Genomic DNA, 15,762 nt, shown 5'->3' with positions numbered 1-15,762 from the left:
GATTGATCGACGCTTTTCGCCAGGAAGCGTGCGTTAAGCCCACACTCGGGCCAGAAAAGTGAAGGTCCAGCCCGCAGCGTATCTGCGCACCACGTTGCCGCTGGATCTGTCGGTGCTCGACACTCTCGACAGCGGTCGCTACCACTCGATCTGGATGCCGGATCACATGGTCAGCTTCTGGCCCGACTCGATCTGGACCCCCGAATTCACCGATCTGGCAACCGTTTCGCCGTCCCCGCACCGCCACCTGGACGCGATGGCGGTCGCGGCGGCCGCCGCAGTGTTGACCGATAGCGTCCCGCTGGTGACCAGCGTGATCGACACCGTGCGCAGGCATCCGGTGATGCTGGCGCAGAGTGCGCTCACCATCGACCACCTCGCCAATGGCCGCTTCATCCTGGGTCTCGGCAGCGGTGAGACCGAGAACACCGTGCCCTACGGGTTCGACTTCGACCGGCCCGTCAGCCGTTTCGAGGAGGCGCTGGAGGTAATCCGGTTGCTGTGGGACAGCGAGGGGCCCGTCGATTACGACGGCCGGTTCTACCGGCTGCACCACGCGCGGCTCGACACCGAGCCATTCGAGGGTTGGCCGCCGCGGATCTGGATCGGCGGCAGCGGCCCGCGGACGCTGGACATCGTCGGTCGCTACGCCGACGGCTGGTGGCCGACGGGCGCGTGGACTCCCGAGGACTATGCCGACAAGCTCACCGCCGTACGGCGTTCGGCCGAACGGGCGGGCCGCGACCCGGCGGCGATCACGCCGTGCTACATCCAGATCTGCGTGATGGGTCGCGACGAGGCCGCAGTCGAGGAGATCCTCGCTGCGCCTCTGGTGAAGTCCTTCCTGCTGCAGGTGTCGGCGGAGTTCTTGCGCGGCTTGGGTTTCGAGCACCCGATGGGCCGGGACTGGCGCGGCTATCAGGACATCGACCCCGCCGTGCTGACGCGCGAGCGGATCGTCGAGTTCCTCGACGCGGTACGGCCGGAGATGATCCTGGCCGTCATCCCGCACGGCACCCCGGCACAGGTCGCCCGCACCATCAAGGACTACGTCGACGCCGGGCTGCGGGTGCCAAAGATCCTCGACTATGGGGGAATGGCCGGCATTCAATACGCCGCCACGTCGGCGCAGAATGTGCGCGACGCGGAGGACGAACTGATGCGCTTGTGTGGAGACGTCGAGTGACCGGCCTGTTGAACGCCGCGGAATTGCTGGCGCATGCCGAGGCCGCGACCGGCCTGCACGATTACGGGGACCCGACGCTGCCGGAGCGGTTCGCTCTGGTGGTGCAGCATCTGAACGAGGTCGGCATGGACGCCGACGGCAGGCGGCGCGCCGCGGAGGTGTGTCACTGGCTGCTGGCGTCGCGGCTGGAGTTCTTCGAGGACCGCCGCCGGTTCCCGGTCGCCGACGAGGTGATCGAGCGGCCGATGTTCGTCACCGGTGAACCCCGGTCGGGCACCACGCTGATGCACGCGCTGATGTCGGTCGACCCGGCCGCGCGCGCACTGCGGTTCTGGGAGGTGATGTATCCGTCGCCGCCGCCGGGCACTGCAGCCGGAGACGATGCCCGCCGCGCACGCGCCGATGCCGACTGGCGGGAGATCAACGCCAAGTTGCCGAAGTGGTTGCACAGCCACCCCTACAACGACATGTTGGGTGACGGCCTGCCCGAGGACGAGCGGACGTGGGCGTTCGACTTCCGGGTGCTGACACCGACGGCGTGGTGGCGGGTGCCGATGCAGACCGTGGTCGGGGGACTGCCCACCGATGCCGCTGCCCAGTACGCGATCCACAAGGCGATGCTGCAGCAGTTCCAGTTCCGGCGGCCCAAAAAACAGTGGGTGCTCAAGGGTTTTCACGGGTTTCGCCTCAAGGAGCTCTTCAACGCCTATCCCGATGCCACGCTGATGTGGCTGCACCGCGATCCGGTACAGGTCGCGGCGTCGCGCACGATGATGATGGCCGACATTCTCGAGGGCATCGTCGGACCGGTCGACCTGCGCGCCGCGGCCAAGATGCATTTGCAGCTGACCCGCGAGAGCATCGCGAACACGATGAGCAACCCGCTGGTGGACGACCCGCGAATCCTGCACGTGCGCTACACCGCCTTCATCGCCGACCAGGTGGGCACCGTGCGCCGGTACTACGAGTTCCGCGGCTCGACGCTCAGCGGGGAGGCCGAGGCCGCGATGCGCGCTTACCTCGCCGACAACCCCGGCGACCGGCACGGCAAGTTCCGCTATTCAACGAGCCTGCTCACCGACATCGGTGAGGACATCGGTGCACTGCACGACGAGTTCCGGCCCTTCCGTGAGCGTTTCGGCGTCCAGATCGAGAATCGGAACTAAAGGTGCGCGAGCGGCTGTCGGTCCACAGTGTGACGTTCTACGGCGCGCCGCTGCCGCAGCTGGACGATCACTGGCAGGCGCTCGGGGTCACCCGGCTCAGCCTGATCGACTCTCAGCTGAGCGAAGACGGCCTTCCTGAACTTATTGAGCGACAGGGGTATTCGGTGGACACCGTCTACCACCTGTTCACCACGCCAGAGGAGTTGTGTCGCGTCATCGACGCCGCGGCCGCGGTCGGCACCCGCGTCGTCTACATGCTGACCGGTGGACGAGGCGCGCTGACGTGGGATCAAGCAGCCGAACGCTTCTGCTCCGCTGTCGCTCCCGGCGTCGAACAGGCCGCCCGGGCCGGGGTCGGGTTGGCCGTCGAGAACGCGTCCGCGCTGTACGCAGACATTCACATCGCACACACGTTGCGCGACACCGTCACGCTGGCGGAGATGGCGGGTCTCGACGTGTGCATCGATCTCTTCCACTGCTGGGCCGAGGCCGGCTTTCCCGAGCTCGTCGAGCGCGCGCTGCCGCGCACCCAACAGATCCAGGTCAGCGATTACGTCTTGGGGGACCGAGCGCTGCCGGCACGCGCCGTCCCCGGCGACGGCGCCATTCCGATCGAGCCGTTCCTCGCGCAGGCTCTCGCGGCGGGCTATCCGCACGGCTTCGACCTCGAACTTATCGGGCCACGCATCCAACAGGAAGGTCCGCTTGCCGCCGCGAACCGGGCCTGCGACGCGATCTCGACGATGCTGGACCGACTCGAGTCCTAGGAGGGGCGATGGCGTTCGGAGATGGCGCGGACGACGCCACGCTGAAGGCGGCGTGGGACGAGTTCTGCGATCGGCTGAAGACGGCCGGCGAGCGCGTCTTCAAGGACCACAACCCCGCGTCGGCGGCACATCGTGTCGACGGGTTCCGGTTCCTCACCCAAAACCTCGGGCAGGCCTTCGATCTCGCGCTGGAAACCCGCGACACGCGTTACCCGCTGCTGCACACCTTCTGTCACCCGACGCGGAAGCTGGGTGGTGACTGCGCGGACTTCACCTATCAGCAAGCCTGGATCGACGGGCAATCGACGTACCGGATCACCGGAGAGCGCGGCACGGCCCGGTTCTTCAACATCACGGTGCAGGGGCCGCGGCCGGACCGTCCTGGGGTGTTACACGAACCCTTCGGTGATGTACCGGAGGTGAATCTGCTTGACCATCAACTGGAGACGGCCTCCGACGGCACCTTCGAAATCCACATCGGCGGCCCGCCACGCGACCGCAACTGGCTGCCCACCACACCCGGTTCGCGCAAACTGTTCATCCGTCAAGGCTTCGACTCGTGGGATGAGAGGCCGGCGCGGATGTGGATCGAACGCGTCGACATGAACGCGCCCAAGCCACTGCCGGGCACTGCGGTGATGACCGCAGCGATCGACTGGGCGGGTCAATTCCTCACCGCGATGATGGACGACTGGCCCGAGTTCCCGTTCGCCCATGGCGGTGTCGATGCCGATCGGTCGAACCGGTTCCCGGACATCGACGCGACGGGCGCCGACGCGAAACGCGGCCGTGCCGCAGTCAACATGCATTGGGAGCTGGCTGCCGACGATGCGCTGATCCTCGAGTTCGACGCGCATGAGGGGCTGTGGATGCTGACCAACATGGGCGCCTTTTTCACCAGCATGGATTTCCTGTACCGGCCGGTGAGCTACACGCCGAGTCGAACGGCCGTCGACGCCGACGGCAAGATCCGCATCGTGCTGTGCCATGACGATCCGGGCTACCACAACTGGATGGACACCCAGGGGTTCGAGCGCGGCAACGTGACGTACCGGCACATGCTAGAGGGTGCACCGGTGCAACTGCACACCCGATTGGTCAAGCGCACCGAGCTCGCGACGGTGCTGCCGCCGGACACCGCGACGGTCACGCCGGCCGAGCGCACCGCGCGGATGTGGGAGCGTTTCCGGGGAGTACGACAGCGCTACGGCTGCTGAAGCCACTACCGTTGGAATACGACGGCTGACGGCGCGCTGTGGCTGGCACATCGGCTGGCGGGGCTATCCGTCGTCGTGACTTCTCCAATCGCGAACTGCTGGACCTGTATCTGGACCGCATCGCGCGGCTGAACCCACCGCTGAAGGCCGTCGTGACGCTCGACGTCGACGGTGCCCGCCACTCGGCCGACGCCGCAGATGCGGCAGTCGCCTGCGACGAGGCGGTCGGGCCGCTGCACGAATCCCTGTGACGGTCAAGGATTCATTCGAGACAGCAGGTATCCACGACCTGCGGCGTGCCGCCCCGCGGGGGTGCAGAACTCGCCGCCGACGCGGTCGGCGGCCTATGCGCCGCGGGCGCAATCATTATTGGTAAGGCATGGCGACCGATTGGCAGATTGACAATCCGATCTTCGGCTCATCAACAACCCGTCGACACTTCGCGGTCGACCGGGGTCGCCGGGTGGGGCGGCCGCTGCCCTGGCTGGCGGCCTCACGGCCTCGAACTCGGTAGCGGTATTGCGGGATGGATTCCTGCCGGATCCTGGGGCTGCGTTAACCGCGAGGCGCCGGGGCGAATCACTCAGTCAGCAGACGCATATGGCCCCGACACGCCTTGAAAGAGGGGCTTTTGCGTCTACTCGCGCAGAAAGTCAGAGTCGCTGCAGCGCGAACGTCCAGAACTGAACGCCCGGCGGGCCGTTGAAACACCCCACGTCGTAGCGTGACTCGATGGTGCCGGCTAGCGACACCTCGTCCCAAGTCCACGTCTCATGCGTCGGCATGGCGTAACCGGGCAGGCACTGCAGTCCGTCTGGAACGTCGACCGTCAACGTATACCGACCGTTGTTGAGGTGTGCATCACCGTCGTAATAGGCATAGAACTTCAGCCGCGGTATGGCGCTGATGTCCAGACAGTTGTCGTCCGGAGGTTGGCAATTCGAAATGAACCACACCCACGAGGCCCGCTCGTACCTGTTAGACAGCACGTCATAGTTCCCGACGAGCATTTTGGCTTGGGCCGGCGGCGGTGCGACGAAACTCGCGACGACCATCAGGCCGGCGGCAGCAATTAGAAGATTGAAGCGCTTCAACGTCGGTCCTCCCAGTACCCCGTACCCGCTGCACATCCAATCACCTCTGCGGTCGTCGGATATGCTAATCAGTCGATGACGGCAGCCTCTTTGCGCTCGGTGATCGGCCTCGCTAGCTCCTGCTCGTCGCAGATTCGCTGCAACTTCTCCAGCGTCTGGTCCAGTCCCGGACCGAGCGGCTTGCTCGGGGTGAAGGTCGCCGGCAGGTGTTTCATGCCCTGGATGACCCCGATGGTCTCGTAGTGTTCGGTGCCTTCGGGATCGCAGACGTAGTCGGGCATCCGGTCGAGAACGGCGGTGACCATCGACTTGAAAACGGTGCGCGCGACGTTTGAACCCACGCAGCGATGCACGCCGATACCGAAGCTGAAGTGCCGGTTGCCTTTTCGATCGAGCACCACCTCGTTGGGCTTCTCGAACACCGACGGGTCGCGGTTGGCCATGGCCCAGGAGATCCAGAGCCGCTCGCCCTCCTTGAACCGGATGCCCTCGACCACTACGTCGTCTGAGAAGGTGCGACCGTCTCCGGGAGCCGGAGTGAAGTAGCGCAGGAACTCTTCGGTGGCGGCATCGAGCAGGGTGGCCCGCTCGCGGCTGAGCAGTTCGCGCTGGTCGGGATGGTCGGAGAGCCACTCGAGCGAGTGCGCGGTCAGCGCCGTCGTGGTGTCGAACCCGCCGCCGATGATCAGCCCGAGGTTGCCCAGGATCTCCAGATCGGGTGCCGGTTCGCCGTCGATGCGAAGTTGCAGCAGCGCGTTCACCAGTCCCGGCCGCGGGCTCTCCCGCACCTCCATCATGGTGTTGATCATGTCGATACCCATCTGCCGGTTCATCTCGGCGACGCGGGCGGCGTCGGGTGAGTGCTCCGGGGTGGACACCGACAGGTGCGCCGGCTCGCTGTAGACCGGCCACTTCTTGAGCTCTATGCCCATCATCGCCAGCGTGAGGACCGCGGGCACGATGTTGGCCAGGTCGTCGACGAAGTCGATGCGGCCCGACTCGATCTTCTCATCGAGCGCCGCGCGTACGATCTCGTCGACGAACGGTTTCCAGCGCTTGACCGCCGCGGGGGAGAGATAGGGGTTCAGCACTCCGCGGTAAATGCTGTGTTCAGGCTCGTCCATCTCCAAGATGCCGCCGCGGACCACCGTGGCCCTTTGCGCCTTCGGGATTGTGATGCCCTGATATGGTGTCTCGCCGGTCAGGTCGTGATGATTGGAGACCGCCGGACAGCGCGCGAGTTCGAACACGTGCTTGCTGTCGGCGGCCACCCAGTGCCCGTTGTAGGTGTCCGTCCACGCTATCGGGCACCGGGACTGCATCTCCTCGGTGATCTTCTCGAACTGCAGCCGGTATTCCGGTGTGTGCCGGTCGAAGTGGTACCTGTTCTTCTTGCGGTCGTCGTCGGTCGCGACACTCTCATCGGCTCTTCGCGCGAGCGGCTCATCGCTTTCGATAGGCAACGCATGTCTCCTATTGCTTCCTTGTCGGCCTGGGTGCCGACGTCATTCGATGACGATGGCCTGTTCCGGACACGAGTGGGCGGCTTCTTTGACCAGCTCCTCCTGGTCGGCCGGCACCTCTTCGGTGACCGGTGAGGCATGGCCGTCGACGTCGTCGAGCACGAACATGTCGGGCGCGATCATCGAGCACAGGGTGTGGCCCTGGCAGCGTGTGCCATCTACTGAAACCCTCACTGGCAAGTCTCCTTTCGGCTCAGTTGTGGTAGTCGTACCACTTGAGGTAGCCGCCGGCGTCGACGCGCAGCTGCGCACCGGTGACGAAGCGCGCCTCGTCGGAGGCCAGCCACAGCACCGCGTTGCTGATGTCCTCGGGTTCGACCCACGGCACCTTCATGGCCTGCTGGACGTAGAACACCGGCTCGGCGTCCTTGAGTTCGGGCTTCTCCAGATCGGGCCGGAACGACTTGTACATCGGCTCGCTCTGCAGCATGTTGGTGTTGCAGTTGGTGGGATGCACCACGTTGGCCCGGATCCCGCGTGGCGCAAGCTCGGTGGCAAGGTCGTGGACGTAGGCCGACAGCGCGCGCTTGGAGTGCACATAGGCCATGCCGCCGGGATCGTTGCCGGGGTCGTTCTTTTGGTGGGTGTCCATCAGCGCCGCGGTGGAGCCCGTCGCGATGATTGAGGCGCCCTCCTTGAGGTGCAGCAGCGAGACCTGGATGGCGTTGATGGTCCCGATCAGGTTGGTGTTGATGACGTCGATCCAGGCCTGCAGCGGCGGCTGGCCTTTCATACCGGCCACCCCCGCCTGCGCAACGACGATGTCCAGTCCGCCGAGCTGGGCGATACCGTCCTCCAACGCGGTCTTGAGCTGGGTCGCTTCCCGCACATCCGCCTTCGCGGTTACGGCCCGCCGACCGGTCTTCTCGATCAGTGCGGCGGTTTCCTCGAGGTCCTCCGGAGTGGCCATCGGGTAGCCGATCGTCGAGATGTCCTCGCAAAAGTCGACGGCGATGACGTCGGCGCCTTCTTCGGCCAGCCGAACCGCGTGGCTGCGACCCTGCCCCCGTGCCGCGCCTGTGACGAATGCGACCTTTCCCTGTACGCGTCCCACTGGAGATCCCTTTCCTCTATACCTGGCTCTGTTACGTGTTCCGGCCGCCGTTGACGCCCAAGATCTGTCCGGTGATGTAACCGGCCTCCTCGGACACCAAGAACGCGCACGCGGCCGCGATGTCCTCGGGCCTGCCGATCCTGCGCACCGGTGTCGAGTCGATGTTCTTCTGCACCACCAGATAGCCGCGCTCCTCGGATTTACGCAGCATCGGGGTGTCGATGAACCCCGGAGGAACGGCGTTGACGGTGATACCGCTCGGGCCGTACTCCAGAGCAAGGGACTTGGTCAGCCCGTTGACAGCCGACTTCGCGGCGACGTACGCCGACATGAACGGCTGGCCGGAATGCGTACTCGACGACGAGATGTTCACGATGCGGCCCCAACCCGCCTCGACCATGTCAGGCAGCACCGCCTGAACGCAGTGGAAGACGCCGTTGAGGTTGACGTCGATGACGCGCTGCCAGTCCTCGAACTTCAAGTCGGTGAACCGCTTGAACTTCTCCAGACCGGCCGCGTTCACCAGAACCGTCACCGGACCGAGTTGAGCGCGGATCGCGTTCAGCGCATCCTCGACCTGAGCCCGGTCGGTCACGTCGGCGGTGAAGGCGAACTCGGCGTCCGACGGGTTGATGTCGAGTGTGGCCACATGAATGCCGTCGGCGCGCAAGCGGTGCGCGACGGCCAATCCGATGCCGGAACCACCCCCGGTCACGACGGCGTTCTTCATGCCCTCGCGTTGGCCTTCGTCATGTCGCTCCTCGCTGGCGCGGCGCTATCAAGAATCGTCCTTCCGATTATGAGAACCGTACTCTCGCGTACTGCACTCTAGCAAGACGCAAAGGCTCCGCTGTTCGCAGTGGTGAGACGTTCGACGGATGAGTGTCGCACCGCAATCCCCAGGCAGTCGAAGTCCTCACCATTTTCTTGAGTTCTCCCTTGGCGAATGTATGATTCGCCGGTGATGAGAATGAAGTTTCCATCACTAGCGACCACGGCAACCATTGCTGAGGAGGATGATGCAGGAAGCGACCACCATCTCGGAGCCAGCCGCAACCGAAACTCCGACACACGGTGTGCAGCGGCGGTTGCTGATCGGCGGCGAGCTGCTCGAGACCTCTCGTTCGTTTCCTTCCGTCAATCCAGCGACCGGCGACGTGCTCGGTTATGCGCCGGATGCCACGGTCGCCGATGCCGAAGCGGCGGTCGCGGCCGCGCGCCGGGCGTTCGACCAGACCACCTGGTCGACCAACACCGAGTTGCGCATCCGCTGCCTCGAACAATTCCACCGCGCACTGGTCGACCACCGCGATGAGCTGGCCGCGCTGACCATCGCCGAGGTCGGCGCCACCGAGGCCTTGTGCCAAGGGGCGCAGCTCGACCAGCCGATCGAGATCGTCCGTTATTACGCCGAGCTGCTGAAGACCTATCCGATGACCGAGGATCTCGGGAACATCGAGGCCCGGGGGAAGCAGCACCACCGCTGGGTGGAGAAGGAGGCCGGCGGGGTGGTCGCGGCCATCATCGCCTACAACTACCCGAACCAGTTGGCGCTGGCGAAGCTCGCGCCGGCGCTGGCCGCCGGGTGCACGGTGGTCCTCAAGTCGGCACCGGACACCCCGCTGGTCACGCTCGCACTCGGTGAGTTGATCGCGCTGCACACCGATATCCCGGCCGGGGTCGTCAACGTGCTCAGCGGAGCCGATCCCGAGGTTGGCGCCGCGATGACCACCAGTTCCGACGTCGACATGGTGACCTTCACCGGTTCGACCCCCACGGGACGGCGGATCATGGCTGCCGCCAGCGACACGTTGAAGAAGGTTTTCCTAGAGTTGGGCGGTAAGTCGGCGGCGATCGTCGTCGACGACGCCGACTTCGGTACCGCGGCACTGTTCAGTGCGTTCAGCATGGTCACGCACGCCGGCCAGGGGTGTGCGCTGACGTCGCGGCTGCTGGTGCCCCGCGCACACCACGACGAGATCGTCGAGATGGTCAAGAACAACTTCGGCCTGGTGCGGTACGGCGACCCCGCCGATCCCGGCACGTACATGGGACCGCTGATCAGCGAGAGGCAGCGCGACAAGGTCGACGGCATGGTGAAGCGCGCCGTTGAGGCCGGCGCCACGCTGGTCACCGGCGGCGAGAAGGTAGACCCCGGCTACTTCTATACGCCGACGCTGTTGACCGGCGTTGACCCAGACAGCGAGATCGCCCAGGAGGAGGTGTTCGGCCCGGTGCTCGTGGTGATCGCCTACGACGACGATGACGATGCGGTGAGGATCGCCAACAACTCCATCTACGGGCTCTCCGGGGCGGTGTTCGGAAGCCAGGAGCGCGCCCTGGCCGTCGCCCGGCGAATCCGCACGGGCACGTTCTCCATCAACGGCGGCAACTACTTCAGCCCGGACAGCCCGTTCGGCGGATACAAGCAGTCGGGCATCGGTCGTGAGATGGGCACCGCCGGTCTCGAGGAGTTCCTCGAGTCGAAGACCTACGCGACGGTTGTCACGGAGGAGTCAGCATGAGCAGGCCGCTGGACGGTATCCGGGTCCTCGAGGTCGCGATGTACGGGTTCGTTCCCTCGGCGGGTGCCGTGCTGCGCGAGTGGGGCGCCGATGTGATCAAGGTCGAGCACGCGGTCACCGGTGATCCGCAGCGTGGGCTGCGTCAAACGGGCTTGTTGCGCGTCGAGGGCGACCCCAACCCGAACATCGAGCACGCGAACCGCGGCAAACGCAGCATCGGCCTGGACATGTCGGTCCCCGAGGGCAAAGAGGTGCTGCTGGAACTGGCCCGCCGCGCCGACGTCTTCCTGACCAGTTTCCTGCCGGGCCACCGCCAGAAATTCGGCATCGATGTCGACGACATCCGTGCGGTGAACCCGAACATCGTCTACGCCCGGGGCAGTGCGTTGGGGCCGCGGGGCGAGGAGTCGGTCAAGGGCGGCTATGACATGACCGCGTTCTGGTGCCGCGCGGGGACCGCAGCCACCATCACCCCGCCCGGTACGCCCGGGATGGTCGGACCGCCCGGGCCGGCCTACGGCGACACCATCTCCGGCACGAACCTGGCAGGCGGGATCGCCGCGGCGCTGCTCAAGCGCGAGCGCACCGGCGAGGCACCGGTGGTCGACGTGTCGCTGCTCGGCAGTGGTCTGTGGTCGTTGGGCCACACCGTCGCGCTGACCAGACACCTCGGCCAGCGGATGGAGGCGTTTCCGCCCGGCGTGCACGGCTCACCGATCAATCCGCTCGTCGGGCTGTATCCGACGGCCGACGATCGCTACATCTCGTTCGTGATGATGCAACCGACCAAGTTCTGGGCGGACGTCTGCAAGCACATGGACCTTGACGACCTCGCCGACGATCCCCGGTTCGCGACCGTGGAGTCGATCGCCGAGAACACCGAGGCCGCCGCGGAAATTCTCAAGGAAGCGATGTCCAAGCGACCGCTCGCCGAATGGAATGAGCGGTTCTCGACGCTGTTGGGTCCATGGGCGCCGGTGCAGGACACCCTTCAGGCCGCTGAGGACGCGCAGATCCGCGCCAACGAGTACATGGTGCAGGCCGGGGAACTCGAGTTGGTCGCGAACCCGGTGCAATTCGATGTCACGGCACCCCAAACCGGTCCCGCTCCGGGCTTCGCTGAGCAAACTGACGAGATATTGCTGGAAATCGGCTTGGATTGGGACCGCATCATCGAGCTCAAGACGGCCGGCGCCGCCACCTAGGTTCGGAAGAGAGTCCCGATGCCCTACGTCGCGTCCATCGGTACGTACCTGCCGTGCTGGGGGGACCCCCAGCACCGCGTGCCCGGCGATGACGAGGACGCCGTCACCCTTGCCGTGGAGGCGGGCCGCGCGGCACTGATCGCCAGCGGCGCGGTGGAACGCGTCGTGCTGGTCAGTCGGGACCTGCCGCTGCTCGACAGTAGTAACGCCGCGGTGCTGCTCGCCGGTCTCGGGCTCGATCCGGAACTCGAGGTCGACGAGCGGCTCGGCGGGGCACCCGCGACACTCGACGCGGTCAGCTCGGCCAGGCCGCGAACGCTGATCATCGGGACCGATCTGGAACCCGCGGGCGCGGCCGCGATCCTGACCGCCGAACGTGGACTGCAGGTCCGGACGGCGGCGCGGGTGGCGCGGAGCCTGCCGGTGCGCACGCGCAAGGCCACCGGCGACGTGCACGACTACGGCGATCCCCGGCTGCTGCACGAGCGAGGACTGATCGCCTCGTTGGAAGCGGCGTGGCTCGATACCCCGGCCGCCGTGGCCGGGGTGGATCACGCTCGCGCAAGCGAACTCACCCTCGGCGACCCGCTCCCGTTGCCGACCATCGGCGCAAGCTCGGGGTTGTTCGCACTGGCCGGGATGGCCGGGCGGGCAACCACCGGACCCCTGGTAGCCGTCGAGCAGGCCAGCCTGTCGGGTATCACGGTCATCGGCGGTGTCGCCGAGCTGCACCGGCGCGAGCCGGCGCCCCGTCCACTACCCGAGGGGACGGTCGTCGGCGATGCCGAGATTCCCATCTCCCTGGCGGCCTACGAACGTGCCTTCGAAGCCAAAGTGCGTTGGGAGGCAGGCCGTTTCACCGATTCCGACGAACTGGACTTCCCGCCCCGATACCGGGTGGCCGAGGACGGCACGCTGTCGACCGGATATGAACTCATTCCGTTGCCGCGCACCGCAACGGTGTACACCGAGACGACGGTGAACATTCCGGTGCCGGGCCTGCGTTCGCCGTACTCGCTGGTGATCGTCGAGCTCGACGGCGTCGGGGTGCGCGCACTGGTGAAGGTCACCGGTGCCGAGCCGGGATCGGTGGACATCGGCACCCGCGGGCGGCTGGCGCTGCGCAGGGTCGCGGTGCGGTCCGGTGTCCCGGACTACGGCTACATGTTCGAGCCGGAAGCGGTGGCGGCATGAGACGTGTGGCCATCGTCGGCGCCGGAATGACCGCGTTCGGCGAACATTTCGCGCTGGGGTTGAAAGACCTGCTGCCGATGGCGTTCTCCGAGTGCGCGGCCAGCGTGGACAAGGGGTTGAAGAAGTCGGATCTGCAGGGTGCCTGGTTCGGCGCGATGGGTACCGCCGACGGGTTCCCGGCGGGCATCCTGGCCGACAGCCTCGGGCTGCCGGACCTGCCCGTCACTCGCATCGAGAACTCCTGTGCCACAGGCAACGATGCGATACGCAACGCGTTGTTTGGCATCGCCTCGGGGGCCTTCGACGTCGCGTTGGTGATGGGCGCCGACAAGCTGCGCGACACCACGTCGCGCGACATGCTGTGGAAATGGGAGGCGATGGCCCGCGACATGGCGTGGGATTACCCGCTCGGGGTGGTCTCGCCCGCCGGGTTCGCGCTGCACGTCCGTCGGTACCTGCACGAGTCGCCCGCGACCCGCGAACACCTGGCGATGGTGGCGGTGAAAAATCACCGCCACGGCGTCAAAAACCCCAAGGCTCGACTGCGGTTCGAGATCACGATGGAGCAGGCACTGGAAGCGCCGATCGTTGTCACGCCATTCGGTGTCTACGACTGTGCGCCGCAGAGTGATGGCGCGGCCGCCCTCGTACTCGCGGCAGAAGACGTCGTCGACCGGTTCACGAACCGTCCGGTCTGGGTCCGCGGCGTCGGCCTCGGCCTCGACTCAGTGATGCACCAACACAAGGGCGACATGACAACATTCCCCGCGACGACGCGTGCCGCCAAACAGGCTTTTGGGATGGCCGGTCTTGTTTCTAGCGATGTGGATGTTGCTGAAGTTCACGATTTCTTCACGGGAATCGAGCTGATCAGCTATGAAGATCTAGGATTCGCCGAACGGCGCGGGGGCCACAAACTCGTCGAAGCGGAGGTTACGACTATCGGCGGAGGTTTGCCGGTGAACCCCAGTGGGGGGCTCAAGGCCAAGGGTCACCCGCCCGGCGCAACGGGTGTGGCACAGTGTGTGGAACTGTTCGACCAGCTTCGCGGTGAAGCCGTCAATCAGGTTGACGGTGCTCGGATCGGACTAGCCCACAATATCGGTGGACCGACGGCGGTTTCCGCCGTCACGATCCTGGAGGGATCAGTCAATGGCGCGCGGTAGCGGAGCGGAACGATGGTCGACCGGCATATCGCTAGGGCGGGGTTCCAAGCCGATGGAGGCCGTCGGCGGATTGTTCGCAATGGCGAAGGACGCGGTACGAAACGTCTTTCGGCGGCCGTTTCAGTGGCGCGAGTTCCTGGAGCAGTCGTGGTTTGTGGTGAAGGTATCGTTGGCACCGACGTTGTTGGTGGCGATACCGTTCACCGTTCTTGTGTCTTTCACCCTCAATATCTTGCTTCGCGAATTGGGTGCAGCCGACTTGAGCGGTGCCGGTGCGGCATTCGGCGCCGTGACCCAGGTCGGTCCGCTGGTGACCGTGCTCATCGTGGCAGGCGCGGGTGCCACGGCCATGTGTGCGGATCTGGGTTCGCGCACAATCCGTGAAGAGATCGATGCCATGGAAGTGCTGGGCATAGACCCAGTGCAACGTCTCGTGACTCCTCGGATGCTCGCCTCGGGACTGGTGGCGCTCCTGCTGAACAGTCTGGTAGTCATCATCGGGATTCTCGGCGGCTATACGTTTTCGGTGTTCATTCAGGACGTGAATCCGGGCGCGTTCGCTGCGGGCATCACCCTGCTGACCGGTGTGCCCGAGGTGATCATCTCCTGTGTGAAGGCCTTGCTGTTCGGGTTGATAGCGGGATTGGTGGCCTGCTACCGCGGACTCAACGTTTCCGGTGGTGGCGCGAAAGCGGTGGGCAACGCCGTCAACGAGACTGTGGTGTATGCGTTCATGGCACTGTTCGTGATCAATGTGGTCGTGACGGCCATTGGTATCCAGATGACGCAGGACTGAGCGATGGGGACACGAACAGCACTTCAGAATAACTTCCCGCGGCTGACCCGGGCGATCCAGAAGCCGATCGACGTGCTGGGCAACATCGGCGATCACTTGTTGTTCTATCTGCGGGCCCTAGCCGGTGTGCCCCATGCGACCGTGCACTTCCGCCGGGAGATCGTCCGGCTGATCGCCGAGATCTCTATGGGCGCAGGGACATTGGCAATGATCGGCGGCACGGTGGCCATCGTCGGATTCTTGACCCTGGCGGCCGGTGGAACGCTCGCTGTTCAGGGGTACAGCTCTCTGGGGGACATCGGCATAGAAGCCCTGACCGGATTTTTGGCGGCGTTCATCAACGTCCGCATCTCTGCCCCGGTGGTGGCCGGCATCGGGTTGGCCGCCACCTTCGGGGCCGGTGTGACAGCGCAGCTGGGCGCGATGCGCATCAACGAGGAAATCGACGCGCTCGAGTCCATGGCGATCCGTCCGGTGGAATACCTAGTTTCCACCCGGATCGTCGCCGGCATGATCGCAATCACCCCGCTGTACTCGATCGCCGTGGTGTTGTCGTTCCTGGCTTCCCAATTCACGACGGTGGTGTTGTTCGGACAGTCGGGCGGCCTATACGACCACTATTTCGACACCTTTCTCAATCCGATAGACCTACTCTGGTCGTTCCTCCAGGCGATCCTGATGGCGATCACGATCTTGTTGGTGCATACGTATTTCGGATACTTCGCATCCGGGGGACCGTCAGGCGTGGGCGTCGCTGTTGGCAACGCGGTGCGCACCTCCTTGGTCGTGGTCGTCTCGGTCACCCTGTTGGTGTCGCTGTCCATTTATGGTTCCAACGGCAACTTCAACTTGTCGGGATAGGTGGCGCT

16 protein-coding genes are annotated in these 15,762 nt (G+C 65.3%); 11 read left to right on the top strand and 5 right to left on the bottom strand.

Going from position 1 to position 15,762, the window contains the following annotated elements; translation table 11 throughout:
* The first annotated feature begins 58 nt into the window (after positions 1-58).
* The 5 genes from A5759_RS21210 to A5759_RS21190 are packed head-to-tail and all read left to right on the top strand — an operon-like array spanning position 59 to position 4,587.
* Positions 59-1,186, top strand: coding sequence for an LLM class flavin-dependent oxidoreductase (locus A5759_RS21210; protein WP_067386600.1), 1,128 nt, complete (start codon positions 59-61; stop codon positions 1,184-1,186).
* Positions 1,183-2,352 (top strand): sulfotransferase, encoded by a 1,170-nt coding sequence (locus A5759_RS21205; protein WP_067386602.1) that lies wholly within the window; start codon positions 1,183-1,185, stop codon positions 2,350-2,352. The genes A5759_RS21210 and A5759_RS21205 overlap by 4 nt, the downstream gene beginning before the upstream one ends.
* Positions 2,353-2,354: 2 nt before the next feature.
* Positions 2,355-3,119, top strand: a complete 765-nt coding sequence (locus A5759_RS21200; RefSeq protein WP_067386604.1) for a sugar phosphate isomerase/epimerase — start codon at positions 2,355-2,357, stop codon at positions 3,117-3,119.
* Positions 3,120-3,127: 8 nt separating this feature from the next.
* Positions 3,128-4,336 carry a DUF1214 domain-containing protein gene (locus A5759_RS21195; RefSeq protein WP_067386605.1) on the top strand — a complete coding sequence of 403 codons (1,209 nt, stop codon included), beginning with the start codon at positions 3,128-3,130 and terminating at the stop codon, positions 4,334-4,336.
* Positions 4,337-4,374: 38 nt separating this feature from the next.
* Positions 4,375-4,587, top strand: a complete 213-nt coding sequence (locus tag A5759_RS21190; RefSeq protein ID WP_067386607.1) for an amidase family protein — start codon at positions 4,375-4,377, stop codon at positions 4,585-4,587.
* A gap of 402 nt (positions 4,588-4,989) precedes the next feature.
* Here A5759_RS21190 and A5759_RS21185 read toward each other — a convergent pair whose 3' ends face one another.
* The 5 genes from A5759_RS21185 to A5759_RS21165 are packed head-to-tail and all read right to left on the bottom strand — an operon-like array spanning position 4,990 to position 8,737.
* Complete coding sequence (locus A5759_RS21185) at positions 4,990-5,466, bottom strand: hypothetical protein (protein ID WP_369816248.1); 477 nt, start codon at positions 5,464-5,466, stop codon at positions 4,990-4,992.
* Positions 5,467-5,498: 32 nt separating this feature from the next.
* Positions 5,499-6,887, bottom strand: coding sequence for a cytochrome P450 (locus A5759_RS21180; RefSeq protein ID WP_067386889.1), 1,389 nt, complete (start codon positions 6,885-6,887; stop codon positions 5,499-5,501).
* A gap of 48 nt (positions 6,888-6,935) precedes the next feature.
* Positions 6,936-7,127 (bottom strand): ferredoxin, encoded by a 192-nt coding sequence (locus tag A5759_RS21175; protein ID WP_067386609.1) that lies wholly within the window; start codon positions 7,125-7,127, stop codon positions 6,936-6,938.
* A 19-nt stretch (positions 7,128-7,146) separates the two neighbouring features.
* Positions 7,147-8,007, bottom strand: coding sequence for a mycofactocin-coupled SDR family oxidoreductase (locus A5759_RS21170; protein WP_067386612.1), 861 nt, complete (start codon positions 8,005-8,007; stop codon positions 7,147-7,149).
* A gap of 31 nt (positions 8,008-8,038) precedes the next feature.
* Entirely contained in the window at positions 8,039-8,737 is a 699-nt protein-coding gene (locus A5759_RS21165; protein WP_067386614.1) for an SDR family NAD(P)-dependent oxidoreductase, read from the bottom strand.
* A gap of 289 nt (positions 8,738-9,026) precedes the next feature.
* Between A5759_RS21165 and A5759_RS21160 the strand changes: the two genes are divergently transcribed.
* The 6 genes from A5759_RS21160 to A5759_RS21135 are packed head-to-tail and all read left to right on the top strand — an operon-like array spanning position 9,027 to position 15,754.
* A complete protein-coding gene (locus A5759_RS21160) occupies positions 9,027-10,532 on the top strand; it encodes an aldehyde dehydrogenase family protein (protein ID WP_067386891.1) in 1,506 nt (501 codons plus the stop codon).
* Positions 10,529-11,737 carry a CaiB/BaiF CoA-transferase family protein gene (locus A5759_RS21155; RefSeq protein WP_067386616.1) on the top strand — a complete coding sequence of 403 codons (1,209 nt, stop codon included), beginning with the start codon at positions 10,529-10,531 and terminating at the stop codon, positions 11,735-11,737. Before A5759_RS21160 ends, A5759_RS21155 begins: the two co-directional genes overlap by 4 nt.
* Before the next feature lie 18 nt (positions 11,738-11,755).
* Entirely contained in the window at positions 11,756-12,931 is a 1,176-nt protein-coding gene (locus A5759_RS21150; RefSeq protein WP_067386618.1) for an OB-fold domain-containing protein, read from the top strand.
* Complete coding sequence (locus A5759_RS21145; RefSeq protein WP_067386620.1) at positions 12,928-14,097, top strand: thiolase; 1,170 nt, start codon at positions 12,928-12,930, stop codon at positions 14,095-14,097. The genes A5759_RS21150 and A5759_RS21145 overlap by 4 nt, the downstream gene beginning before the upstream one ends.
* On the top strand, positions 14,084-14,893 hold the full coding sequence (locus A5759_RS21140) for an ABC transporter permease (protein ID WP_067386623.1): 810 nt from the start codon (positions 14,084-14,086) through the stop codon (positions 14,891-14,893). Before A5759_RS21145 ends, A5759_RS21140 begins: the two co-directional genes overlap by 14 nt.
* Before the next feature lie 3 nt (positions 14,894-14,896).
* Positions 14,897-15,754: an ABC transporter permease gene (locus tag A5759_RS21135; protein ID WP_067386625.1), complete on the top strand. Its 858-nt coding sequence runs from the start codon at positions 14,897-14,899 to the stop codon at positions 15,752-15,754.
* Positions 15,755-15,762: the final 8 nt, after the last annotated feature.

The organism is Mycobacterium sp. 852014-52144_SCH5372336 (assembly GCF_001665615.1).
GTDB lineage: Bacteria > Actinomycetota > Actinomycetes > Mycobacteriales > Mycobacteriaceae > Mycobacterium > Mycobacterium neumannii_A.
The sequence above is the reverse complement of the archived record's forward strand: the minus strand, read 5'-3'. Positions and strand labels throughout refer to the sequence as shown.

Bases quoted from the DNA above. Each gene is read 5' to 3' on its own strand.
- A5759_RS21195 (WP_067386605.1), top strand. From the start codon at position 3,128: ATGGCGTTCGGAGATGGCGCGGACGACGCCACGCTGAAGGCGGCGTGG.
- A5759_RS21140 (WP_067386623.1), top strand. From the start codon at position 14,084: ATGGCGCGCGGTAGCGGAGCGGAACGATGGTCGACCGGCATATCGCTA.
- A5759_RS21135 (WP_067386625.1), top strand. From the start codon at position 14,897: ATGGGGACACGAACAGCACTTCAGAATAACTTCCCGCGGCTGACCCGG.
- A5759_RS21145 (WP_067386620.1), top strand. From the start codon at position 12,928: ATGAGACGTGTGGCCATCGTCGGCGCCGGAATGACCGCGTTCGGCGAA.
- A5759_RS21155 (WP_067386616.1), top strand. From the start codon at position 10,529: ATGAGCAGGCCGCTGGACGGTATCCGGGTCCTCGAGGTCGCGATGTAC.
- A5759_RS21165 (WP_067386614.1), bottom strand. From the start codon at position 8,737: ATGAAGAACGCCGTCGTGACCGGGGGTGGTTCCGGCATCGGATTGGCC.
- A5759_RS21160 (WP_067386891.1), top strand. From the start codon at position 9,027: ATGCAGGAAGCGACCACCATCTCGGAGCCAGCCGCAACCGAAACTCCG.
- A5759_RS21185 (WP_369816248.1), bottom strand. From the start codon at position 5,466: ATGTGCAGCGGGTACGGGGTACTGGGAGGACCGACGTTGAAGCGCTTC.
- A5759_RS21150 (WP_067386618.1), top strand. From the start codon at position 11,756: ATGCCCTACGTCGCGTCCATCGGTACGTACCTGCCGTGCTGGGGGGAC.